Raw genomic sequence first — 22500 nt, 5'->3', positions numbered from 1 at the left:
GCGCGTTTGACACGTCGGGCGAGACAGGCGCAGAACTGCGTGATCGCCGATTGTGATTTTGGCTGGGCTCAGCGTGGCCGGCTGCGCTCGATGATCTCCGCCGCCCCCTTTGACAGCAGGTCCAATCCCACCGCACGGCCGAGTTCGCGCGGGCGGTTGGCGGGGCCGGTGCGCGAGGCCTCGATGATGGTGTTGCCGGAGAGGTCGAGCACGGAGGCGGTGAGCGACATCTGATCGCCGGCGATGGTCGAGAAGCCCGCAACCGGCGAATTGCAGTGGCCGTTGAGCACCCACAGCACCTCACGCTCGGCATCCGCGCACAAATGCGCGGCGGGATCGTCGATCGATGACAGGATCTGTCGCGTCTGCCAGTCCTGCGCCGCGCATTCGACGGCGACAATGCCCTGCCCCGCCGCCGGCAGCATCTCAGCCGCGGTAAACTCATAGGCGATGCGGTTCGCCAAACCAACGCGATCGAGGCCGGAACGGGCCATGATCAGCGCATCGGCAGGCCCCACCGCGCCACCATCCGGCAGGCGCTGCTTCTCGCCATTGTCGAGCTTGCGTACGCGCGTGTCGGCGGCGCCGCGGAAGTGGATCACTTCCACGTCCGGAAACAGGCGGCGCGCATAGGCGGCGCGGCGCACCGCGTTGGTGCCGATCTTGAAACCCTTGCCGCGGGACTGACGCAGCGCCTCCAGGGTCACGCCGTCGCGCAGCACGAGCGCATCGCTCGGCGGATCGCGCGACAGCGTGGCGCCGATGACGAGGCCGGGCGTATCCTCGTTGCCCGGCATGTCCTTCAGCGAATGCATCGCTGCCTGGAGCTCGCCCGACAGCACCGCGGCGCGGATCTGCGCCACGAAGGCACCGCCCTTGCCGCCATGCGGCAAGAGCTTGCTGGTCTGGTCGAGATCGCCCGTGGTGTCGAACTTGACGATCTCGACATCGAGACCGGGCACGGCGGCGGCCAGACGGCGCGCGATCTCTTCCGTCTGTGCCAGCGCCATGGCGCTCTTGCGTGTGCCGATCCTCAGTCGCGTAGCCAATCCCGTGTTCCTTCCGAGCCGTTTATCGCGCATCCTCCAGTATCATGTCGGAGGCCTTTTCGGCGATCATGATGATCGGCGCGTTGGTGTTCCCCGACACGAGGTCCGGCATGATCGAGCCGTCGACGACGCGAAGACCGTCGAGCCCCCTCACCTTCAGCCGCTGATCGACCACCGCGAGTGCGTCATTGCCCATACGACAGGTCGAGGTCGGATGGTAGATGGTGCTGCCGCGCTCGCGGCAATAGTCCAGTATCTCGGTGTCCGTAGATACCTTCGCCCCGGGATCGTATTCGCTGACCACGAACGGCTTCATCGCCGGTGCGTTCAATATCTTGCGCAGGATCTTCAGGCCCTCGACGTTGGTGGTGCGGTCGGTCTCGGTCGACATGTAGTTGATGCGGATCTCCGGCGGCACGGTCGGGTCGGCGCTTTTGATGCGCAGGCTGCCGCGGCTCTCGGGCCGGAGCTGGCACACTGACGCCGTGAAGCCGGAGAAATCGTGCAGCTTCTCGCCCATCTTGTCGGTCGAGAACGGCAGGAAGTGGACCTGGATGTCGGGCGAGGCCAGCCGCGGGCTGGTCTTGAAGAACGCGCCCGCCGTGCCGGCCGCAATCGTCAGCCAGCCCTTGCGGAACAGCGCGTAGCGTGCGCCGGCCATGGTGCGGCGGAGCGGATGATTGACGGTGTCGTTCAGCGTGATCTTCTGCGAGCAGCGCATCACGATGCGCACCTGCATGTGGTCCTGGAGGTCGTGACCCACGCCCGGCGCGTCCAGCACGATGTCGATGCCATGCTTGCGCAGGAGATCGGCAGGACCGACGCCGGAGAGCTGGAGCAGCTGCGGCGAGTTGTAGGCGCCGCTCGACAGCACGACCTCCTTTCGCGCCCGCACGCGGCGCAACGCCGCGCCTTGCCGGTATTCGACGCCGACCGCGCGGCGCCCTTCGAACAGGATACGCTGGCCGAGCGCGGACGTCTCGATCTTCAGATTGCCGCGCGTCCTGGCGGGTCCGAGATAGGCCACCGCCGTCGAGGCACGCCGGCCGTTGCGCGTCGTGGTCTGGAACAGGCCGACGCCTTCCTGCGTCGCACCGTTGAAGTCGGGATTGTACGGCAGACCGGTCTCGACCGCGGCGTCGATGAAGGCTTTCGACAGCGGATCGGTCACGATCATGTTGGAGACCGGCAGCGGCCCGCCCGTGCCGTGATACTGATCCGCACCGCGCGACTGGTTCTCCGCCTTCTTGAAATAGGGCAGCACGTCGTCATATCCCCAGCCGGTGTTGCCGAGCTGGCGCCAGCGGTCATAGTCCTCGTGCTGGCCGCGGACATAGAGCAGGCCGTTGATCGAGCTCGACCCGCCGAGCGTCTTGCCGCGCGGCTGGAACACCTGGCGGCCCTTCAGTTCGGGCTCCGGCTCGGTCTGGTACATCCAGTTGACCGTCTTCTCCTTGAACAGCTTGCCGTAGCCGAGCGGGACATGGATCCAGATGTTGGAATCCTTCGGGCCGGCTTCGAGCAACAGCACGCTGTGTTTGCCGTTCGCCGACAACCTGTTGGCGAGCACGCAGCCGGCGGAGCCGGCGCCGACGATGACGTAGTCGAATTCGGGATCGGACTGCGCGAGAGAGGAATTTGCGTTCATGCGCTACTGTTCTTCTTGTTGGTGTGGGCGTTTCCGTCGTTCACTTAGCACAATCATGCGCGCACGCGCAGCGCCTCGACCAGCGACTTGAACGCACGGGCGTATTCCGCGCCTGCCCTTGCGATGTCAGCGCGTCCGGCGCAGGCGACCGCGGCTTCCGTGACTGCGCCGAGCAGCAGCCGCGCCAGCGGCTCGACCGGCTGGCGGGCGATCAGCCCGGCTTCCATGGCAGCCGCAATCGCGCGCGGCAGCTTGCCGCCAAAATGCTTGGCGTCGATCTCCCGCCAACGCTCCCAGCCGAGCACGGCGGGGCCATCGCGCAGGATGATCTGGCCGGTCGGCCCCTTCGCCGTCGCGGCAAAGTAATGCTGGGTGCCCGCGACCATGGCGGCGAGCACGTCCTTCTCGGCACGCGCGGCGCCGTCGATCTCGACCACGAGATCGCGTGAGACCTGGTCGAACACGGCTTCGAACACCGCCTCCTTGGTCTTGAAGTGATGATAGACCGCGCCCTTGGCGATGCCCGCAGCGTCCGCGATCTCGTCCATGGTCGTGGCGGCGAAGCCTTGCGCTCCGAACAGGCGGCGCGCCGCCGTCAGGATCGCCTCGGTTGTCGCTGCGCGCCGCTCCGCCTGTTTCGCCATGGGCCCTCGTCTAATTCAATCATACGCCGGCCGCCAGTTGACTTTTCGACCGCCGGTCGGTATTTACCGACTGTCAGTCGGTTTATCCCCGAGGTGCATCATGCCGAGCCGTGAGATCGTCGAAGCTTTCGCAAGGAGGCTGGAGGATGGCGACTTCGTCGGAGCGATCCTCGACTATTACACGCCGGATGCCGCGACCCACGAGAATCTCGCCGCGCCGGTGGTCGGGCGCGACAAGCTCGCGGACAAGGAGCGTCGCGTGCTGGCGGCGTTCAAGGAGGTCACTGCCGTGCGCATCGGTCCAAGCCTGATCGATGGCGATATCGTCGCCAGCCGCTGGAAATTCTCCTTCACCAACGCTGAAGGCGTCACGCGGACGCTGGAGGAGATTGCCTGGCAGACCTGGCGAGGCAACGAGATCATCGAGGAGCGGTTCTTCTACGATCCGAAGCAGCTCGGACGCTGACATTTCCGCTGATTGCCATCATCGGTACAGCATGACCACGGCCATGCCGCTGAGGGGCGCAAGAAACCGGACGGCCTGCCACCGAGAGCCGTCGATCGACCAGCGTCCATAGACGATGGTGCCGTCGTTTGGGGATGACGGCCTGGGTTGATCCCGAAATGCCTTCCATCGCGCCTCGGCAGGCCCGAGAAAATCTTCCGGCTTGACCGTCATGTCGGAGCTGTTCAGCACCACCTGCATCATCTCGCCTTTCGGCTGGAACATCGCTTCGGCCCCGGGTGGCGAGAAGAAGCTGCGTTTCGGGGCGATATGCTGCTCATAGAAATCCTGACCGACCGTGACGGCCGCAGCGTAGGGACTGACGTACGGCACCCCCGAGATGCCGGGAACGACGAGGTGGCCTACCCCGCGCACCTCCTGCCAGGGAATGAAGAGACCCTTGAGCCATGGCCTGTGAAACCGGATGCCCGCGGCAGACATGGAGACGACCGCCCGATCCGCATAGAAGTGCCGGTAAGCTGAAAACGCGATCCATCCGAAACCCAGATAGAGCAACATCCAGCCGAAAACATTCAGCGATGGATTTACGAGATGGCTCCAATAGAGACTGCGTATGGCGCCGACATAGCTGGAGCGGCCGCTTGGCCCGCCGACCAACACGCTGATCACACCGATCACGCCGGAGACGATGATCAGGACCAGGAGGCCGATGAACAATTCGAGAAGCAAGGGCAGCCCGGACCGTCCGATCAGGCTCGTCAGTGCATAGCCTGCGAACGCCAGCCCCAGGAGACCCAGGTAGACAGCGGCCAAGGCCGCTCCATTCTGGCCCCGGCTCTCGGCGTGAAGCGCGACCGCGAGGCCGGCGACGCAAGCCCACATGGCCCATGAAATGCGGTCCATCCGCCATTTATCCATCGTGTATTCGACCGTTGCCGAAACATCGGCTGAAGGCTCGCTCATGGACAGGCCCTCGGGATTTCAAACGCATCCAGTGCCGACGCGGCGACGGTGGCCTGTCGGTCCGACGAACGTATCATGCGATGGAGCGAGGCGTCTCGATCCCCTCAGGGGTGGTAGAAAGCGGATCGAGGAGCCGCTCTTCCCGGCGCGGGAGCCGCTCAGGCCTTAATGCGAGACGCTGACGCACCTGAGGCCTGACCTGGCGCGACTCCCATGGAAGGGCTGACGATCCATCCGGAGCGAGCGCAAGTCCCGTGCGTCGCTTGCCATTTAAGGACTGATCGGTCTATATATATCGGCATGAGGCACACAACCCCAGCGCAGCCGCCCCGTGGCCGGCCGCGAAGTTTCGATACGGAAATCGCCGTCGAGCGCGCGATGGAGGTGTTCTGGTCGCGTGGCTATCATGCCACGGCGTTGCCCGACCTCCTTCGTGCGACGAGATTGTCGCGGGGCAGCCTCTACGCCGCTTTCGGTGACAAGCATTCGCTGTTCTTGCGCGCGCTTGATCGCTACATCGCGGATGCCTTGAGGCGTATGGAAGGGGAATTCGATCCTCGCAACGATCCGGTGGTAGGCTTGCGGGCCTACCTTGCCGGCTACGTCGAGCGCACCAGTGGGAGCAACGGACGGCGCGGATGCCTCTTGGTAGCCACAGCCATGGAATTGGCCGGCCAGGATGCCGAAGTGGGTCGCCGCGTTGCGGGCTTCTTCAAGGCCATGGAAGCCAAGGTGACGGATGCACTCTCGCGCGCGAAAGCGGCCGGCAAGTTGGCCGACGGTGTCGAGCCCGCGATCGCCGCCAGCATTCTCGTCTGTTTCGTCGAAGGATTGCGTGTCGTCGGCAAGACGGCTCCGGCCCGGATCGCGTCGCAAGCCGCCGCCGACGCTCTCGTCGGCCGCTTCGTGAAGTAATTCGATGGATGCCTCGGCATACTGGCGCATCCACATATGGACTGATCGGTCCTGAAAGGTGCGCCATGTCTGGCATCCAGATCGTTTGCGCCATCGCCGTTCCCATGATCTGGGGATATCAGTTCGTGGCCATCAAGGTGGGCGTCGCGGAGTTTCCGCCACTGTTCTTCCTCGCACTACGCTTTCTGGCTATCGCAGTGCTGCTCGTTCCCTTCGTCGCGAGGCCCACGCGTCGACAACTAGGTCCTGTTGCGACCATCTCGCTGTTCCTGGGCGGACTGAATTTCGGGCTGTTCTATGTCGGGCTTGGACTCGGCTCGGGAAGCATGTCGGCCGTCGCGTACCAGCTCGCCACGCCCTTCACCATCCTGTTGTCCTGGCCCATTCTGGCGGAGAGGCCGTCTCTCGCCACCTCTGCCGGAGTCGTGCTTGCATTCGTCGGCGTGACCGTGCTCGCGGCGGAGCCGGGCCTGTCGACCAACCTGATTCCGCTGCTGCTTGTGGTTGGTGCCGCTCTTGCCTTCGCGGTGTCCAACGTCTTGACGAAGCGTTACGGGCCCTTTGATCCCTTGATGTTGATGGGGTGGTCCTCGCTGCTTACGGTCCCGCAGGTCATGTTGATGTCGCTGCTCCTTGAATATGGACAAGCGGCGAGCCTTGTGACGGCGGGCGAACTTGGCTGGCTGGCGCTCGCCTACACGATCTTCGTGGGGGGAATTGTCGGGTTTGGCCTCTGGTTCTGGCTGATCGCCCGTTGCTCGATGGTGCGCGTCGCGCCCTTTGGTCTGCTGCTTCCGGTGTTTGCCTTGCTTTCGAGCGTCCTGTTTCTCGGCGACCGACTCACGCCAAAGCTGATCGTCGGCGGACTGCTCGCGATGTCCGGCGTCGCCATCACGCAGCTGAGACCGCGCCCTCGCCCCATTTGATGTCCGGCCTGTCAGGCATTTGTATCGATTTGTTATCGATACTGCGTGACGAACACGCAGAAGTGGTCGCGGTCACCGCGGCAAACGAGGATAATTCATAGTTCGTCAAAGGTTTGCAACGAATTCTCCTGATCGAGCCGGACAACGGCCGGTGCTGCTAGGCTATCGCATGCGGACTCAAACGACCAACTATGTCGCACGGCTGTTCGCCGGCGATCTGTCGGCCTTTGGCGGTCCCGCAACCGACGAAGCCATGGCCGGGCATATCCGCGCCGAACAGATGTCGCTGGTGCTCGGCTATTCGGTCGGCATCATGCTCGGCAATGCCTGCAACGCCATCGTGCTCGCCATCGCACTGTGGCAGTCGCCGGACAGGACCTTCGCCTTGATTTGGGCCGTCACCGTCGCCGGCGCCGCGATCGCTTTTGGCCTGCAATCCCACGCGGCGCGCCGCATCACCAAGCCGCAATTCGTCTCGCGCCGGGCCATGCACCGGCTGGTGCGCAACGCCTTCATCCTCGGCTCCGCCTGGGGCATCGTCCCGGTCGCCTTCTTCGCCGACGCCTCGACCGGCGGCCAGCTCGTCATCACCTGCCTGTGCTCGGGCATGCTGGCCGGCGGCGCACTGGCCTTCGCCACCATCCCGATCGCGGCCATCGCTTTCACAGCCCCCATCTTCGTCGGGATCGCCATCTGCCTCGGCAGGAACGGCGATCTGGCCTTCCTGCTGATCGCCTTTCTCGTCGTGGTCTATGGCAGCGTCCTGCTGCGCGGCGTGTTCGTCAACTCGTTCTCGTTCGCGCGGCGCGTGATGCGGCAGATCGAGGCCGAGCGCACGGTGCGGCTGGATCCCCTCACCCATCTGCCCAACCGCGTCGCCTTCAACGAGACGCTCGATGCGGCGCTCAAACGGCTGGCGCTGTCGGGTGAGGACTTCGCGGTGCTGCTGCTCGATCTCGACCGCTTCAAGGACGTCAACGACCAGTTCGGTCATCCCGCCGGGGACGAATTCCTGGTCCAGGTTGCAAGCCGCCTGCAACGCTGCACGCGCGCGGCCGAGCACGTCGCGCGCATCGGCGGCGACGAGTTCGCGCTGGTCATGGCCAATCTGGCGCGGCCGAAGGATGCGCTCGACATCGCCGAGCGCTTCGTCGCGGCCTTCACCGAACCGTTCCAGATCGAGGGCCGCCAGATCGTCGGCGCGACCAGCGTCGGCATCGTGCTGGCGCCACGCGACGGCGACACGCCGTTCGACGTCATGAAGAATGTCGACGCCGCGCTCTACCGCGCCAAGAAGGCGGGGCCGGGCACCGTGTGCTTCTTCGAGCAAGCCGACGACAGGCTCTCCCGTGACCGCAAGGCGCTGCAAGCGGACCTCGAGGGTGCGATCGCACGAAACGAGCTGTTCCTGGTCTTTCAGCCATTCCTCGATCTCGGCACCGACCGGATCACCGGCCTGGAGGCGCTGCTGCGATGGCAGCATCCTTCGCGCGGGCTGGTGCCGCCAAGCGAATTCATCCCGATCGCGGAGGAGACCGGGCTGATCCACGAGATCGGCGAATGGGTCATCCGCCGCGCCTGCGCAAGTGTTGCCGAGTGGCCGGAAGACATCAGGGTCGCCGTCAACTTCTCGGCAGCGCAATTTCACAACACAGGCATCCTCCAGACCATCGTGCAGGCGCTCGCCGATGCCAAGATCGCTCCGCACCGGCTCGAGATCGAGATCACGGAATCGATGCTGCTGTCGAAATACGGCTCGGCCGCGACGGTCCTGAACGCGCTGCTCGAGCTCGGCGTCACGGTGGCGCTGGACGATTTCGGGACCGGCTTTTCCTCGCTGACCTACCTGCGCAAGCTGCCGTTCAGCCGCATCAAGATCGACCAGTCCTTCATCCGCGACATGCTGGTGCAGCCGGACTGCGCCGCCATCGTCAAATCGGTGGTCGGGCTCGCGCGCGATTTGCAGATCGGCGTGGTGGCGGAGGGTGTCGAGACTGCCGACCAGCTCGAATGTCTGCGCCAGATCAGTTGCGACGAGGTGCAGGGGTATCTGATCAGCCGGCCGGTGTCGGCCAATGGCGTGCTGGCGTTGCTGGATACGAGGAAGTATCGGGCGACTTACGCGGCGTAGGCTGCAAAGCCTCCACGGCGTCATGGCCGGGCTTGTCCCGGCCATGACGACCTCAGCTCAAATCGCATCCGCCCGCAGCAGCGTGTCCACGGTGATGGTGCCGCGGGCGCGGGAGACACAGGCGCAGATCTTCTGGTTGCCTTGCTTCTGGTGGTCGCTGAAGAAGACGTCGCGATGGTCGATCTCGCCGTCGACCTCGACCACGTCGATGGCGCACAGGCCGCATTCGCCCCGCCTGCAGTCGAACATCACGTCATGGCCGCTGGCGTTGAGCACGTCCAGCATCGAGCGCTCGCGCGGGATTTCGAGCTCGATGTTCGAGTCCTTCAATCGCACGCGAAACGTTTCGGTCGGCAGCGTGCCGCTGGAGCCGAAGGTCTCGTAGCGAAGATCGGGGAGCGGATGGCCGGCGCCGATCCAGGCATGGCGCGCGGCGTCCAGCATCCGCATCGGACCGCAAAACAGGCCCAGCGTTCCCTGCGGCAATGAGGCGAACAGGGTGTCGAGATCGAGCCGCCTGCCTTCGTCGCTCGCATGGACGACGAGGCGATCTCCAAGCATCGCGGCGAGGTCGTCGAGATAGGCGGCCTCGCGGCGCGAGCGCACCGCATAGTGCAGCGTGACTTCCGGCCCGCGGCGCGCCAGCGCCTGCGCCGCGCCGAGGATCGGGGTGATGCCGATGCCGCCGGCGATCAGGCAATAGTTCTGCCGCGTCCAGTCCACCGCGAGCAGAGAAGCGGGCTGGGTGATGTCGAGCCGCGCGCCCGGCTGCAAGGACCACATGTAGCGCGAGCCGCCACGGGAATCCTCGGCGCAGCGTACCGCGATTCTGAAGCCGTGCGAAGAGCCCTCGCCGACCAGCGAATAGGACCGTGTCTCCGGCAGGCCGTCGATGGTCACGCTGACATTGATGTGGCTGCCAACCGGATAGGCCGTGGCGTCGAGCTGATCCGGCTTGATCAGGAACTCGCGGATGCCGGGCGCAAGGTCGCGCGTCGAAACGAGCGTCGCCGGGGTCCAGGTTTCAATGAAGCGCATGGTGACTGCCCTCAATCGGTTGCGGTCTTGATCAGCGCGAGCGCCGGCAAGAGGTCGAGATGGGTCCGGTTGCGCAGCGCGAGCCGCAGGTTTCGCACCGCGAGCCGCGCATGCTCGCGCATGACGGCCTCGGCGCGCGCGCCTTCGCGGTTCTCGATGGCGTCGATCACGACGCGATGGTGCTCCTGCCCGATGATCAGGATCTGCTGCGCCTCCGGCAGCGCCGACTGCGCCATCACGAAGCCGCTCGGGGACGCAAACGGCAGCGCCGAGGCGCGGTCGATCTGGCGGATCAGCGGCGGGCTGCGCGACAGTTCCGTGAGCACGGCGTGGAAGCGCGCGTTCAGCGTGACATAGGACGAGAAGGCATCGACCGAGATCGGCACCTGGCGGAGCAATTCGTCGATCGCCGCAAGGCATTCCTTCAGCGGCTCCAGCTCGCGCGCGGAGACGCCGCGTTCGGCCGCGAAGCGCGCAGCCAAGCCTTCCAGCGTGCCGCGCAGCTCGATGGAGTCGGAAATGTCGCGCTCCGAAAACGCCTTCACCATGAAGCCGCCGGAGGGGATCGCCTCCAGGAGGCCATCCTCCTCCAGCCGCACCAGCGCCATGCGCACCGGCGTGCGCGAGGCGCCGGTGGTCTCCACCGCCTGAAGCTCGGAGATGCGCTCGCCCGGGCGCAAGGCCCCCGACAGGATCTGGTCGCGCAGCGCGAGCTGCGCCTTCACGGTCTGCGAGACAGAGCGGTCGACCTCGCGCTCGGCCATGTCCCTACTCCGCGGCCTGAAGGTGCTTTGGGGCGTTTTCCTTCGCCACCATCCGGTCGATCAGCTTGCGCGACCACATCGCGCCGGCGTCGATGTTGAGATTGTAGAAGATGCGATCGGGGTTCTCGTCCATCGCCCGCTGCTGCGCCTCGAGGATCAGCTCGTCCTCTCGGAAGATGCCGGAGACGCCCTCGCGGATCTCGGTGGTGATGCGCTGCTCGCCGAGGCGGTAGTTGCGGACGAACGCCCAGAAATAATGGCAGGTCTTCTCGGTCTCCGGCGTGATGGTGTTGAGGACGAAGCCGTTGACGCCCTGCGAACGGTCGCCTTCCGGCGCGCCGCTGCCGGCCGGCGCCACGCCGACGTCGATCGCGATGGTGCACGGGGCCTCGAAGCGGATGATCTGCCAGCGATCGACGAGCCCGGGCTTGCCGAGCTGCCTGGCCCAGAACGGCGGCGGCTCGATGTTCCGCATCCAGCGCGTCACCGTCACCGTCTTCTCGCCATGGGTGACGTCGAACGGCGCTTCGGCGACCGCCTCGTTGCCGATCGAGGAGCCGTGCACGAAGGTCTCGTGGGTGAGATCCATGAGATTGTCGAGCACGAGGCGGTAGTCGCAATTGACGTGAATGGTCTTGCCGTCGCCCGCCCAGGCCGGATCGTGATTCCAGTGCATGTCCGGCACCAGTGCGGGATCGGCCAGCGCGGGATCGCCCATCCAGAGCCAGATGTAGCGGTGACGCTCGACCACGGGATAAGCGCGCACGCAGGCCGACGGATTGATGGTCTCCTGCGAGGGCATGAAGGTGCAGCGCCCCTGCGCATTGTACTTCAGGCCATGATAGCCGCAGACGACGGTGTCGCCTTCGAGCCGGCCCTTGGACAGCGGCACCAGGCGGTGCCAGCAGGCATCCTCCAGCGCGGCCACCGAGCCGTCGGCCTTGCGGTACATCACGACATGCTTGCCGCAGATCGTCCGCGGCAACAGCGCCGGCTTCACCTCGGCGTCCCAGGCGGCGGCGTACCAGGCGTTCATGGGGAAGGGTTTTGTCATTGGTCTCGCTCCCACGGCTTATGTATGCGTTATGTATACAGTAACTGAGGAAAGAGATCATTCAAGCTAAAAATTTGATTACTATCATACCTGTATCGAATTAAATGTATACAGAACTGACGTAGAGGATAGAGGCCCCGTCATGGCCGGGCTTGTCTCGGCCATCCACGCGCTGCCGCTCGGCACGTAGAACGTGGATGCCCGGGACAAGCCCGGGCATGACGACCTATAGAGACGTGATTGTCCGCAGTTCCGGGCGCCCTACGCCCCGAATACCTTCTTCAGCCCGGCCTGGGCCTCTTCCTGAATCTTCTTCAGATGCTCGGTGCTGCGGAAGCTTTCGGCGTAGATCTTGTAGACGTCCTCCGTCCCCGACGGCCGGGCGGCGAACCAGCCATAGTCGGTCTCCACCTTGATGCCGCCGAACGGCTGGCCGTTGCCGGGCGCCTTGCTGAGCGTCGCGCGAACCGGATCGCCGGCGAGATCCTTCAGGCCGAGTTGCTCTGGCGTGACGGACTTCAGGATGTTCTTCTGCGGCCCGGTCGCGGCAACGTCGATGCGCGCGTAATGGGGCATGCCGAACTCGGCAGTGAGGTCGCCAAAGATCTGGCTGGGATCGCGACCGGTCTTCGCCATGATCTCGGCAGCTAACAGGCCGAGGATGATGCCGTCCTTGTCGGTGGTCCAGACCGCGCCGTCGCGGCGCAGGAACGAGGCGCCTGCACTCTCCTCGCCGCCGAAGCCGAATCCGCCGGTGAGCAGGCCGTCGACGAACCATTTGAAGCCGACCGGTGTCTCCACCAGCTTGCGGCCGAGCTTCTTTGCAACACGGTCGATGATCGAGCTCGACACCACCGTCTTGCCGATCGCGGCGTCCTTGCCCCAGTGTGGGCGGTGCGCGAACAGATAGGAGATCGCGGTCGCCAGATAATGGTTCGGATTCATCAGGCCGCCGGTGCGCGTGACGATGCCGTGACGATCGGCATCGGTGTCGTTGGCAAAGGCGACGTCGAAGCGGTCGCGCATCGCGATCAGGCTCGCCATGGCGTAAGGCGATGAGCAATCCATGCGGATCTTGCCGTCCCAGTCCACCGTCATGAAGCGGAAGGTGGGGTCGATCGCCTCGTTCACCACCGTGGCCTTCAGACCGTAGCGCTCGATGATCGGATGCCAGTAATGCACGGCGGCACCGCCGAGCGGATCGATGCCGATGGTGACGCCGGCGGATTTGACGAGGTCGAGATCGACGACATTGCCGAGATCGGCGACGTAAGGGGTGATGAAGTCGTAGGCGTGGACGTTCGCGGACTTGCGCGCCTTGGCATAGTCGATGCGCTTCACGCCCTTCAGGCCATCGGACAGGTACGCGTTGGCGCGCTTCTCGACGACACCGGTCACATCCGTATCCGCCGGGCCACCATGCGGCGGATTGTACTTGTAGCCGCCGTCCTCCGGCGGATTGTGCGAGGGGGTGATGACGATGCCGTCGGCGAGGCCGCTGGCGCGGCCCTTGTTGTAGGTGAGGATGGCGTGCGAGATGACGGGCGTCGGCGTGTAACCGCCGTCCTTGTCGATCATGACGTCGACGCCGTTGGCGGCGAACACCTCGATGGCGCTGACGAGTGCCGGTTCGGCCAGCGCGTGGGTGTCGATGCCGATGAAGAGCGGACCCGTCAGCCCCTTTTCTCGTCTGTAGTCACAAATGGCCTGCGTAGTCGCGAGGATGTGGCCTTCGTTGAACGTGTTCTTGAACGAGGTGCCGCGATGGCCCGACGTGCCGAACGCCACGCGCTGCGCCGGATCCGATGCATCGGGCTTGCCTGCGAAGTAGGCCGTCACCAGCCGCGGAATATTGGTGAGCGCGTCCGGCGAGGCCTGCTTGCCCGCCGCGGGATGAACATCAGCCACTGAAATATCCTCGTCCTGTCGTCACGGAAATAGCGGGACACCATAGCATCGGCCGCGCCCCCGCCAAGGCCACAACACGCGCGATTGGGAAGGCGTTCCTTGGGGCGTGATGGTGGCGGACGCCCGGTCACGGATCAGGGCGCCCGCGCGGCAGCGACCGCGCGCCAATGGCCGGTTTGTTAACTCCGGAGCTCTATGACAAACCCATGCTGCGGGATCAGGCACACTTCAGTCTGGGCGCGACGTGGAGACACGTGGCGGTCGTGCTGCTGTTGTCGGCCCCGATCGGCGCACATGCGAGCGACGGCGATATCGACGGGCCGCACACGACGTCGACGATCCCCAGCGCCGGGACCGAGCTCGGCGCCGGCGAAACGCCGTCATCCCGAACCATGATCCGGAAGATCATCGAGAGAGAAACGGCAAAGACCAATTTGCCGGCCGATGTCGCCGAAGCCGTCGTCTTTGTCGAAAGCGGCTATAACCCGGCGGTCGTCGGCAGCGTTGGCGAAATCGGCGTGATGCAGGTGCGGCCCGAGACGGCGGCGATGCTGGGATTCCGCGGAAGCAATGCGGAACTCGCGGAATTGGACGTCAATATCCATTACGGGGTACTTTATCTCAGCCGGGCCTGGCACCTGGCGGGCGGGGATCTCTGCCGCGCCCTGATGAAGTACCGGGCAGGTCATGGCGAAGAAGAGATGACCGCACGGTCGCAGGTCTATTGCAACCGAGCCCGCAACCGTCTCCTCGCCATGAATGCGATGCCGGCAGGGACCGCAACTGCGACTGCTCCGGATCCTGTGCCCCCCGTCGCTGCTACGGCTCCGGCAAAACCGGCGAGCCGCCCGAAGATGCCGGTGCAGCCCAAAACGGTCTATGCCCGCTATCGTCAGGGCACCGCGGCCGCCAGCCGCGCCTATTGGGCCGCGCACGAGGCCCGGATCAGCCAAATCAAGGCGCGCATCGGATCCAGATGGAAGCGCGTCGCATCGCGTTGACGGCGAGCCGGCGACTCCCTTGAGCCGCTTCGAAGCGGAGGGCAAGGTTATTGCGATCACCGGCGACACGGTCGGCAAGATCGCGGCCAAGGCCGGCGTCAGGAAGCTCGCGCTGACCCACCACCGGCCGCGCAGCGACGACACCATGCTGAGCGCGCTGCTTGAGGATGTCCGAGGCGACTACTCAGGTCCGGTCGTGCTCGGCGAGGATCTCACGCGCATCGAGGTCTGAGGACCATCGATCAGCGCGCCCCTCGGCCTCAGGACGATCCGACCTCGATCCGGAACGACAAGCGCTCTTCCCCGCCCGGCGCAATATGCATCAGGCCCGGCTTGTCGGTGAACTCGCCCTCGAAGCCGGCGGGACTGGCATAGCCGCGCCAAGGCTCGATGCAGAGGAACGGCGCACCTGACGGTTTCGACCAGACGCCGAGCTCGCGGAAGCCGCGCCATGACATTTTCAGCCACGGCCCGGTCGATGCCCCCTGCCCCGCGGCAAAGCGGACCGAAGTGCTCTCGATCCGGTCGAAGATGATGGCGTCGTCGGTGAACAGGGATTCGGACAGAGGAAGCGAGCTGCCTTTGACCGGGCTTGGCTCCGCTGCCGGCCGCAGCAGTCCACCATCGAGACGGCGGACGGGAGACGACTCTGCACGCGCGAAGGCCAGCGCATAACTCTCCTTTGCCACGCCGGGCTGCAGCGGCCAGTTGAAGGCGGGATGGCCGCCGAGCGAGGCCGGCAGTGTCTCCTTGCCGGTGTTGGCGATCGTGAACGTCAGGTCGAGACCGGTGTCATCGATGGCGTAGGCGGCCGTGAGCCGGAATGCGAACGGATAGAGCGCGCGCGTCGCCTCATTGTCATCGAGCACCAGGGTGCAACGGCTCTCGCCGCGTTCCGCCCAAGCAAAGCGGCTGTCGCGGGCAAAGCCGTGCTGGGTCATCCGATAGGTCTTGCCCCGGTGTCGCAATTCGTCGTTGGCGAGGCGCCCGACGATCGGAAACAGCAGCGGCGCGTGGCGCGGCCATTCCGGCCCCGCCTGCCAAACGAATTCGATGCCGCTGTCGTCCCTCAGCGAGCACAGCTCGGCTCCGTGCGCCTTGATGGTTGCCGTGAGGGAGCCGCTGCGGAGAGAGTAGGTGTCGTCACTCATGCCCGACGTCTACACCCCCAACCTACCCGCAGCAAGGCAGCGCCGATCATGCGACTCGAACGTTTTGGCGCTGATCGAGCGCTACGTCATATTTCCGTACCCAACGATTGCTCTGTTGGCTCAATCACCGTCTGCCTCCCCGAGGCCGACCCGACCTGAAAGCCGATGAACTCCCATGGTAGCCAATTGAAGTTCTTCATCAACGGCCGCTTTCTGTCGCAAAAGCTCACCGGCGTTCAGCGTTATGCCGCTGAAATGGTCAAGGCGATCGACGTGCTCCTGGCGTCGGAGCAGACCCCTGCCTCGCTGCGCAACGCCGAGTGGCAATTGCTGACGCCGGCGGATGCGAGCGAGACCCTTCATCTCGATCACATCAAGATCCGCGCGGTCGGCCGGTTGCATGGGCACGCTTGGGATCAGATCGATCTCGCACGCGCCGCTGCCGGAGGCCGCTTGATCAGCCTGGCCAATTCCGGTCCCGTCTTCCATCGCGACCACATTGTCGTGCTCCACGACGCCCAGGTCTTTCGCAGACCCGACTTCTTCAACTGGCGCTACCTGACCGTTCATCGCACGATGGGGCGGCTGCTCGCCCGCCACGCCACCATCGCAACGGTGTCGGCATTTTCCCGCGGAGAACTTGCTGAGGTGCTGAATCTATCGGCATCGCGCATTCCGGTCTTTCCCAACAGCGCCGAGCATTTCGCTGCCACGAAACCCGACCCCGGCATCCTCGCGCGACTGGGCATTCAACCGCAAAAATTCTTCCTCTTCGTGGGCTCGAAGACCAAGAACAAGAATCTCTCCGTCGCGATCCGCGCCGTCCAATTGCTCGACCGGGCCGACGTTCCACTGGTCATCGTCGGAGGCGATAACAGCAAGGTCTTTCAGGACAATTCGGGCGAAGGGGTTTCCGGCCTGCTGCTTGCCGGGCGTCTGACGGACAGCGAGATTGCCGCTCTCTATGCGCATGCATCGGCATTCGTGTTTCCCTCGCTCTACGAGGGGTTCGGCGTGCCGCCGCTCGAAGCCATGATCTTCGGCTGTCCGGTCATCGCCTCGATGGCTGATGCCGTCGTGGAGACATGCGGTGACGCAGCTGCGTATTTTCGCGCCACCGATGCCGAAGCGCTGAAGCAGCTTATGCTCGAAAGACTGGCAATCGGCGCGATCTCGGACCAGGAGCGCATGCGGCAGCAGGATCGCCTTGCCTTCTATTCCTGGAAGAAGTCGGCGAAGGCTCTGCTCGATCATCTCGAACGACCAGCAAGAATCGCCAGCGCCGCTTGAAGCTCGACGCAGTTCGCCTATTGCGCGCGATGGTTCTTGCACAAACGATTTGCAACTCGCGGCTCCTTGCATAGTTCCACGAGAACTTTTTCGTTCGTGCACCGATCGCGGCGCAACAACACCACATCGCTGCCCCAATATCGCTACGTATTCGAGGAACTGTGCCGTTATCAGTGAAGCTCAGAACAGGGATACACGATGTCCGGCTCTCCGACGCAGCCTTATCCAAGACAGACGATGAAAGTGCTGCACGTCGCCGAGACGATTCGTGGCGGGATTGCGAGCTACCTGAATGAGTTACATCCTCAGCAACAGGCGAGCTTCGGCGCCGAGAATGTACATTATGTCGTGCCCTCGGATCATCGTCGCGATCTCGCCGCGGTCGATGACAACCAGATTACGACGTTCGAGCGATCCGGCCGCAGCATCGCCGGACTATTCCAGATGTTGCGCGCAAGCATGCAAGCGCTGGATGCCTTCAGACCGGACGTGGTGCACCTGCATTCCTCGTTAGCAGGCCTCGTGCTCCGGCCTGCGCTGGCGGCTCGCTCGGGCGGACCGCGCGTCGTCTATTGTCCGCACGGCTGGGCGTTTTCGCGCGAGACCGGCCGCCTCAGTCATGTGGTGACAAAGGCGGCGGAGAACCTTCTCGCGCGCACGTCGGACCGGATCATCTGCATCTCCGGCGACGAATTCAACGAGGCGGTCCGCGCGGGAATTCCCGCCGACCGCCTCATCGTCGTCCACAATGGCATCTCGAAGAGCCGCACGCTGCAGCCCGTTGCGGCGGAATGGACTTCCAAGAAGGTCAAGGTCCTGTTCATCGGTCGTCTGGATCGGCAGAAGGGCTTTGATCTCCTGATCGAAGCGGCACGCTCGCTCGAGGACGTCCTCGACGTCCGCATGGTCGGCGCCTCCGTCGTCAACAAATACGAAGGCCCGACCGTCCCCTCCAACGTGTCCCTGCTGGGCTGGCTGGACCGGCCGACCATCGAGACCCAGCTTGAGGCCGCCGACCTCGTCGTGATCCCGTCACGATGGGAAGCCTTTGGCCTCGTTGCGCTCGAGGCGATGCGCGCCGCCAAGCCCATTCTGGCGTTCCGCAGCGGCGCATTGCCCGAGATCGTCGTCGATGGCGTCACCGGCGTGCTGTGCGAGCCCGTCGCCGTTCAGCCGCTCGTCGACGGCTTCCGGCGAGCACTGGATCTCGATCTCAAGGTGCTGGGGCAGCGCGGCTACGACCGGTTCAAGCAGCTGTATGACGTTCAGAAGACGCATGGACAATTGCAGCAGGTCTATGTCGAGCTCCTTCAGGACGACCGGACGCCGATTGCAACGAAGGCGGGGCTGCAATCGGATCTCTCCGAGAATTTCTGATGATCAACATCCACGCTTGCCCTCGCAGATGCTGGAGATCGCGATGGCGATGCACCCGGCCGGGTTTGATGTTGTTACCGCCAGTGTATCGCGCGTGAGCATGAACTAGACCATGACACGCCCACGCACCTTGGTTCGCGACAGTATCCGCCTCGCGGCCTTCATCTCGTCCATTCTTCTGTCGGTCCCTGCCTGCGCTCAGCACGCTCAACCGCTCGATGCTCGATTCCTGTTGGGTGTCGGCACTCATCAGGGCCTGGGCGGGCCGGTGAGCGCGCGCGGGTACGTGCCTGCGGAGAACATCGCTCAGATCAAGCAACTCGGCCTCAACTCCTTCCGCGACGACTTCCCCTGGTCCGATTTCGAGACGGCCGGACGCCGGATGGGCTTCGCGCCCAGACTCGGCAGGCTGGAGGCGCAAGTCAGGTCCGGCGTCGCGCGCCCGCTCCTGATCCTTGCGTTCGGCCATCATCTCGTTCCGAATTCCTCACCACCGACGACCGATGAAGCCCGGCAGCGGTTTGCCGATTATGCTGCTGCCGCGGCGCAATCGGTCGTGGCGCAACACCCGCTGTTCGAGCTCTGGAACGAATGGAACCTGGCGGCAAAGAAAGATGCCGCATTCTCACCGGAGAACTATCTGGCGCTCGCGGAGGCCGCACGCCCGGCGGTCAAGCGGGTTGCGCCGAACGCGCCTTTCCTGGTCGGGGCGCTCGGCGACGATCCGGGCTGGACGTGGACCGAGAAGATGCTGCGAACCGGCATTCTCCAGCACGCGGACGGCGCTTCGATCCATCTCTACAATTTCTGCATGGGTCCAAGCAAACGCACCTCCGCCGAGATCATCGATCGGCTCACCGCGTTCCATCGGCTCGTGGGTCAGGCGAGCGGAAACCCCGACTTCCCGATCTATGTCACCGAGACCGGCTGGACCACGGCCACCAACAAATGCGGCGTCAGCGAACAGGCCCAGGCCGACAATACGGCACAGCTCATCCTGTGGGCGTCGACCGCGGCACGCTGGCTCAAGGGCGTCTGGCTCTATGAGCTCAAGGACAGCGGAAAGGATCCATCGGAGCTGGAGCACAATTTCGGCCTCTACCGTTACGACAATTCGCCAAAACCCGTCGCCTGTGCGGCCCAGGGCGCCTGGGCTTTCATTCGCTCCAGCCTGAGTGCCGAGCGACGAGAACTCGCCAGCGGCGTCGTGTCGATCAATGCATCCACGGCGTCCGGCGGCAGAGTTGCAGTCTGGTCCGAGGCCCCGGACCGACGTTACGAAATCCGGCTCAAGGGAGAACAGGAAGGAGCGACTTTTGCGATGCCGTGCGATTCCGCCGCAAGACCAGCATCCGGGGCCTGGATTCCGGTTTCGAGCACACCGGTTCTTATTGCAGTCAACAACGGTTCCACACCCGGCCTGGAGATACGGCCGGCGCGATAGGCGCGATTTTGCAGACATGAGGTTACGCGATGAAAGTTCTTTTGACGTCCACGCTTTATCCGACACCTCAGGCACCAAAGATCGTTGGCGGTGCAGAGATCTTCGCGCGACGTTTCGCCGAAGGCCTGGTGCAACGCGGAGACGAGGTCGAGGTGATACGGGCCGCGCCTGCCCCCCAACAGGCTCGCGAATCCTGTAACGGCATCGACATCTATTCCGCGCCGGTACAGAACATCTATCTGCCTTTCACCGAGCAGAAGAACGTCGCGCTGCGCAGCATCTGGCACGCGGTCGATGACTGGCAGATGCAGGCGCCCCTGATCGCGGAGCGAGTCCGGGCCTTCAAGCCGGACGTAATGCACTCGAACAATTTGTCGGGTCTCACCACTGCGATCTGGCGCGTTGCCGCCCAGCTCGGCGTCCCGGTGCTCCATACACTTCACGACTATTATCTGACCTGTCCGCGCTGCTCGCGCTTCGACAAGGGACACTCGTGCGAGCACACCTGCACGAGCTGCGGAATTCTGAGCTATCATCGCAAGCGCGCCACGCATTGGCTCAGTGCCGTGGTCGGCGTGAGTGAGCGCGTCCTGTCCATTCATACCGACATGGGCATGTTCACCGAGACGCCGATCCGCACCGTGATCCGCAACGCCTCGACCGAGCCGCCACGTGAGCCCTATCCTCGTCCAATCTGCACCACGGAAGTGACGTTCGGGTTCATCGGCCGCCTCACGGAGGAAAAGGGCATCGACAACCTGATGCGGGCACTTGCCATGCTGCCGCATGATCGCATCCGGATGCTGATCGCCGGTCGTGTCAGCGACGAGGAGCAACGACGCCTCAGGGCGCTCGCTCCGGACGCGCGCATCGAGTTCATGGGCTTCGTGTCGCCGGACGATTTCTACAAGCAAGTCGACGTGGTGGTCGCGCCATCCATCTGGCACGACCCCGGCCCACTCGTCGTCGCAGACGCCAAGGCAGCTGGCAGGCCGCTGCTCGGAACGCGCTTTGGCGGCATGCCCGAGGTCATCGAGCACGGCGTTACGGGCTGGCTGACCGAAGCCGATCCGCAATCCCTGGCCGACAGCATGCTCGCAGTCGCGGCGGATCCGCACAAGATCGACGAGATCAGCCGGCGCCTCATCGCGGATACCAACAAATGGGTATTTGCAGACGTGCTGTCTTCATACAAGAACCTGTATGAGCAATTGCGCGAGCAACGGATGTCGCGCTTGCACGCAGCAACGGCCGACGCGCCGCTGGGACGGGCCGTCGGCAAGGGGCGCCTCATTCCGAGATGACACGCCTCTTGGCGATGGCGGGCTACTTCTATCAAAGCGCCGCGGCGATCATCCTGATCTTCGCGATCAGTCATCTGCTGCCCGCCGCCGACTACACCAATTTTTCCCTGGCACTGGCCTCGAGCCAATTGCTCTGCGTCCTGATGTTCGAGTGGCTGCAGCTCGCCGGACTGCGCTTTCTGGCGGCAGCAAGGGAGAACGAAGCGGCTCGATTGAGGTGGTCGCTCTTTGCGGCAGGCCTGTCGAGTGCGGGGGCGCTCATCGTGGTCGGGAGCTGCGCATCTTTGGCCAGCGTGCTCCCGACGGGGATCGTCGCACTCGGCCTCGGCATATCCGTGCTTCAGGGCTTGACGGATCTTTATTTCCTGTCGGTCCGTCTGTCCGATCGGTTGGGCATCGCGTCCCTTCTTCTTGCGCTTCGTGCCACCGCCCTTCTGACCGGGGCCGCCGCCGGCGCAGCGAGTTCGGGAACTGCCGAAGCGGCGCTGCTCGGCGTTGCCGCCGGCCACACGCTGGGCCTCCTCGCCGGACTGGTGGCCTATCGCACCCCCCTGGATCGCCCTTCGCTGCGGACCATGCTCGCCGACTGGAAGGATTTCTCCCGCTACGGCATGCTCGCCGCGGGCGCGTCGGTCATCCATTTGTCGGTCCCGGTGCTGCTCCGTGTCATCGTCATCGGCCGGCTGGGTGCGACGGGGGCTGGCGCCGGATTTTCGATCGCGCTCGACCTGCTGCAACGTCCCTTTTGGGTCCTCAATGCGGCGATCCACACCGTGAGCTATCCCGAAGTGGTCAACGATTTCGAGCACGGGACCAGCGCAAAATCAGTGCAATCTGCGCGCCGCATGCTCGAGTTCATGATCTGCACGACCCTCGTCCTGCTCGGCGGATTGGTCGGCTTCATTCCAGATGCCGCGCGTATCCTGGTGCCCCGGGAGAGCCTGGATGGATTCCTGCAGACGGCGCCGGCGATCGCCGCCTTCTATTTCCTGCATACCCATTTGCAGGCGACGATAGCGGTTGTCCCCCACCTCGAGAAGCTGGCGACCAGGCTGGTCCTGGTCGCCGCCGGCCAGCTCGCCCTCGTTGTCGCCCTCTCCCTGGTCGCAGTGTCGGCCGGCCTGTCGCCGCGAGGGGCGGTGGGCTGTGCTTCGCTAGCCACCCTCGCTACGATTCTGGCCGCACTCGGTCCTACGCTGCGGTTTGAGGCATTCCCGCGCTGGTCTTTGGTCATGCAGGCGCTGGTGGCCGCAATCCTGATCGGATCACTCGGTTCGATGCCGACGGAGCCTGCGGCATGGCTCACCGGCAAGATCATGATCGCCGCGCTTGCAACGGCGATCATCGCATGGCGCGGGGACTTTCTCATGCTGGCGCGCCGCGGCTGATCCGCCACACCCGTGTGTCTGCCAATCAGATCCGGTTTT

20 protein-coding genes are annotated in these 22500 nt (G+C 64.4%); 11 read left to right on the top strand and 9 right to left on the bottom strand.

What is annotated here, in order from left to right; translation table 11 throughout:
- Positions 1 to 68: 68 nt before the first annotated feature.
- Genes hemC through ACSHT2_RS27475 form a run of 3 tightly spaced genes read right to left on the bottom strand, consistent with a single transcriptional unit; the run spans position 69 to position 3341 of the window.
- Positions 69 to 1049, bottom strand: coding sequence for a hydroxymethylbilane synthase (hemC, locus tag ACSHT2_RS27485; protein ID WP_440637800.1), 981 nt, complete (start codon positions 1047 to 1049; stop codon positions 69 to 71).
- A 22-nt stretch (positions 1050 to 1071) separates the two neighbouring features.
- Positions 1072 to 2697 carry a GMC family oxidoreductase gene (locus tag ACSHT2_RS27480; RefSeq protein ID WP_440637799.1) on the bottom strand — a complete coding sequence of 542 codons (1626 nt, stop codon included), beginning with the start codon at positions 2695 to 2697 and terminating at the stop codon, positions 1072 to 1074.
- Between the two features lie 53 nt (positions 2698 to 2750).
- Positions 2751 to 3341, bottom strand: a complete 591-nt coding sequence (locus ACSHT2_RS27475) for a TetR/AcrR family transcriptional regulator (protein WP_440637797.1) — start codon at positions 3339 to 3341, stop codon at positions 2751 to 2753.
- Positions 3342 to 3441: 100 nt separating this feature from the next.
- Between ACSHT2_RS27475 and ACSHT2_RS27470 the strand changes: the two genes are divergently transcribed.
- A complete protein-coding gene (locus ACSHT2_RS27470) occupies positions 3442 to 3807 on the top strand; it encodes a nuclear transport factor 2 family protein (RefSeq protein WP_370115409.1) in 366 nt (121 codons plus the stop codon).
- 18 nt (positions 3808 to 3825) lie between these two features.
- On the opposite strand, the gene ACSHT2_RS27465 is transcribed toward ACSHT2_RS27470, so the two are convergent.
- On the bottom strand, positions 3826 to 4770 hold the full coding sequence (locus tag ACSHT2_RS27465; RefSeq protein WP_440637796.1) for a hypothetical protein: 945 nt from the start codon (positions 4768 to 4770) through the stop codon (positions 3826 to 3828).
- Between the two features lie 378 nt (positions 4771 to 5148).
- On the opposite strand from ACSHT2_RS27465, the gene ACSHT2_RS27460 reads away from it, so the two are divergent.
- From ACSHT2_RS27460 to ACSHT2_RS27450, 3 genes are all read left to right on the top strand, one after another.
- Positions 5149 to 5685 carry a TetR/AcrR family transcriptional regulator gene (locus ACSHT2_RS27460; RefSeq protein WP_271526961.1) on the top strand — a complete coding sequence of 179 codons (537 nt, stop codon included), beginning with the start codon at positions 5149 to 5151 and terminating at the stop codon, positions 5683 to 5685.
- 65 nt (positions 5686 to 5750) lie between these two features.
- Complete coding sequence (locus ACSHT2_RS27455) at positions 5751 to 6611, top strand: DMT family transporter (RefSeq protein ID WP_271526737.1); 861 nt, start codon at positions 5751 to 5753, stop codon at positions 6609 to 6611.
- Between the two features lie 169 nt (positions 6612 to 6780).
- Positions 6781 to 8742, top strand: coding sequence for a putative bifunctional diguanylate cyclase/phosphodiesterase (locus tag ACSHT2_RS27450; RefSeq protein ID WP_440637795.1), 1962 nt, complete (start codon positions 6781 to 6783; stop codon positions 8740 to 8742).
- A 57-nt stretch (positions 8743 to 8799) separates the two neighbouring features.
- On the opposite strand, the gene ACSHT2_RS27445 is transcribed toward ACSHT2_RS27450, so the two are convergent.
- The 4 genes from ACSHT2_RS27445 to pgm all read right to left on the bottom strand — a co-directional run bounded on the left by ACSHT2_RS27445 (position 8800) and on the right by pgm (position 13506).
- Positions 8800 to 9780, bottom strand: coding sequence for a PDR/VanB family oxidoreductase (locus ACSHT2_RS27445; protein ID WP_440637794.1), 981 nt, complete (start codon positions 9778 to 9780; stop codon positions 8800 to 8802).
- An 11-nt stretch (positions 9781 to 9791) separates the two neighbouring features.
- Positions 9792 to 10544, bottom strand: a complete 753-nt coding sequence (locus ACSHT2_RS27440) for a GntR family transcriptional regulator (protein ID WP_440637792.1) — start codon at positions 10542 to 10544, stop codon at positions 9792 to 9794.
- 4 nt (positions 10545 to 10548) lie between these two features.
- Positions 10549 to 11598, bottom strand: a complete 1050-nt coding sequence (locus ACSHT2_RS27435) for an aromatic ring-hydroxylating dioxygenase subunit alpha (protein ID WP_440637791.1) — start codon at positions 11596 to 11598, stop codon at positions 10549 to 10551.
- A gap of 261 nt (positions 11599 to 11859) precedes the next feature.
- Positions 11860 to 13506, bottom strand: coding sequence for a phosphoglucomutase (alpha-D-glucose-1,6-bisphosphate-dependent) (pgm, locus tag ACSHT2_RS27430; RefSeq protein ID WP_440637789.1), 1647 nt, complete (start codon positions 13504 to 13506; stop codon positions 11860 to 11862).
- A 167-nt stretch (positions 13507 to 13673) separates the two neighbouring features.
- Between pgm and ACSHT2_RS27425 the strand changes: the two genes are divergently transcribed.
- Positions 13674 to 14507: a lytic transglycosylase domain-containing protein gene (locus tag ACSHT2_RS27425; protein ID WP_440637788.1), complete on the top strand. Its 834-nt coding sequence runs from the start codon at positions 13674 to 13676 to the stop codon at positions 14505 to 14507.
- A gap of 19 nt (positions 14508 to 14526) precedes the next feature.
- Positions 14527 to 14739 carry a hypothetical protein gene (locus tag ACSHT2_RS27420; protein ID WP_440637787.1) on the top strand — a complete coding sequence of 71 codons (213 nt, stop codon included), beginning with the start codon at positions 14527 to 14529 and terminating at the stop codon, positions 14737 to 14739.
- Between the two features lie 28 nt (positions 14740 to 14767).
- Here the strand turns inward: ACSHT2_RS27420 and ACSHT2_RS27415 are convergent, their stop codons facing one another.
- Positions 14768 to 15658: an aldose 1-epimerase family protein gene (locus ACSHT2_RS27415; RefSeq protein WP_440637786.1), complete on the bottom strand. Its 891-nt coding sequence runs from the start codon at positions 15656 to 15658 to the stop codon at positions 14768 to 14770.
- A 186-nt stretch (positions 15659 to 15844) separates the two neighbouring features.
- Here ACSHT2_RS27415 and ACSHT2_RS27410 point away from each other — a divergent pair, with 186 nt between their 5' ends.
- The 5 genes from ACSHT2_RS27410 (at position 15845) to ACSHT2_RS27390 (ending at position 22461) form a co-directional block, all read left to right on the top strand.
- A complete protein-coding gene (locus tag ACSHT2_RS27410; RefSeq protein ID WP_440642944.1) occupies positions 15845 to 16948 on the top strand; it encodes a glycosyltransferase family 4 protein in 1104 nt (367 codons plus the stop codon).
- Between the two features lie 237 nt (positions 16949 to 17185).
- A complete protein-coding gene (locus ACSHT2_RS27405; RefSeq protein WP_440637785.1) occupies positions 17186 to 18325 on the top strand; it encodes a glycosyltransferase in 1140 nt (379 codons plus the stop codon).
- Between the two features lie 112 nt (positions 18326 to 18437).
- On the top strand, positions 18438 to 19769 hold the full coding sequence (locus ACSHT2_RS27400) for a hypothetical protein (RefSeq protein WP_440637784.1): 1332 nt from the start codon (positions 18438 to 18440) through the stop codon (positions 19767 to 19769).
- Positions 19770 to 19798: 29 nt separating this feature from the next.
- Complete coding sequence (locus ACSHT2_RS27395) at positions 19799 to 21073, top strand: glycosyltransferase family 4 protein (RefSeq protein ID WP_440637783.1); 1275 nt, start codon at positions 19799 to 19801, stop codon at positions 21071 to 21073.
- Entirely contained in the window at positions 21070 to 22461 is a 1392-nt protein-coding gene (locus ACSHT2_RS27390; RefSeq protein ID WP_440637782.1) for a hypothetical protein, read from the top strand. Before ACSHT2_RS27395 ends, ACSHT2_RS27390 begins: the two co-directional genes overlap by 4 nt.
- Positions 22462 to 22500 lie beyond the last annotated feature (39 nt).

Source organism: Bradyrhizobium sp. PUT101 (assembly GCF_052043945.1).
Taxonomy (GTDB): Bacteria; Pseudomonadota; Alphaproteobacteria; order Rhizobiales; family Xanthobacteraceae; genus Bradyrhizobium.
This window is presented reverse-complemented; position numbering and strand designations above follow the sequence as displayed.

Bases quoted from the DNA above. Each gene is read 5' to 3' on its own strand.
- ACSHT2_RS27480 (WP_440637799.1), bottom strand. From the start codon at position 2,697: ATGAACGCAAATTCCTCTCTCGCGCAGTCCGATCCCGAATTCGACTAC.
- ACSHT2_RS27475 (WP_440637797.1), bottom strand. From the start codon at position 3,341: ATGGCGAAACAGGCGGAGCGGCGCGCAGCGACAACCGAGGCGATCCTG.
- ACSHT2_RS27470 (WP_370115409.1), top strand. From the start codon at position 3,442: ATGCCGAGCCGTGAGATCGTCGAAGCTTTCGCAAGGAGGCTGGAGGAT.
- ACSHT2_RS27465 (WP_440637796.1), bottom strand. From the start codon at position 4,770: ATGAGCGAGCCTTCAGCCGATGTTTCGGCAACGGTCGAATACACGATG.
- ACSHT2_RS27460 (WP_271526961.1), top strand. From the start codon at position 5,149: ATGGAGGTGTTCTGGTCGCGTGGCTATCATGCCACGGCGTTGCCCGAC.
- ACSHT2_RS27455 (WP_271526737.1), top strand. From the start codon at position 5,751: ATGTCTGGCATCCAGATCGTTTGCGCCATCGCCGTTCCCATGATCTGG.
- ACSHT2_RS27450 (WP_440637795.1), top strand. From the start codon at position 6,781: ATGCGGACTCAAACGACCAACTATGTCGCACGGCTGTTCGCCGGCGAT.
- ACSHT2_RS27445 (WP_440637794.1), bottom strand. From the start codon at position 9,780: ATGCGCTTCATTGAAACCTGGACCCCGGCGACGCTCGTTTCGACGCGC.
- ACSHT2_RS27440 (WP_440637792.1), bottom strand. From the start codon at position 10,544: ATGGCCGAGCGCGAGGTCGACCGCTCTGTCTCGCAGACCGTGAAGGCG.
- ACSHT2_RS27435 (WP_440637791.1), bottom strand. From the start codon at position 11,598: ATGACAAAACCCTTCCCCATGAACGCCTGGTACGCCGCCGCCTGGGAC.
- ACSHT2_RS27425 (WP_440637788.1), top strand. From the start codon at position 13,674: ATGGCCGGTTTGTTAACTCCGGAGCTCTATGACAAACCCATGCTGCGG.
- ACSHT2_RS27415 (WP_440637786.1), bottom strand. From the start codon at position 15,658: ATGAGTGACGACACCTACTCTCTCCGCAGCGGCTCCCTCACGGCAACC.
- ACSHT2_RS27405 (WP_440637785.1), top strand. From the start codon at position 17,186: ATGAAAGTGCTGCACGTCGCCGAGACGATTCGTGGCGGGATTGCGAGC.
- ACSHT2_RS27400 (WP_440637784.1), top strand. From the start codon at position 18,438: ATGACACGCCCACGCACCTTGGTTCGCGACAGTATCCGCCTCGCGGCC.
- ACSHT2_RS27395 (WP_440637783.1), top strand. From the start codon at position 19,799: ATGAAAGTTCTTTTGACGTCCACGCTTTATCCGACACCTCAGGCACCA.
- ACSHT2_RS27390 (WP_440637782.1), top strand. From the start codon at position 21,070: ATGACACGCCTCTTGGCGATGGCGGGCTACTTCTATCAAAGCGCCGCG.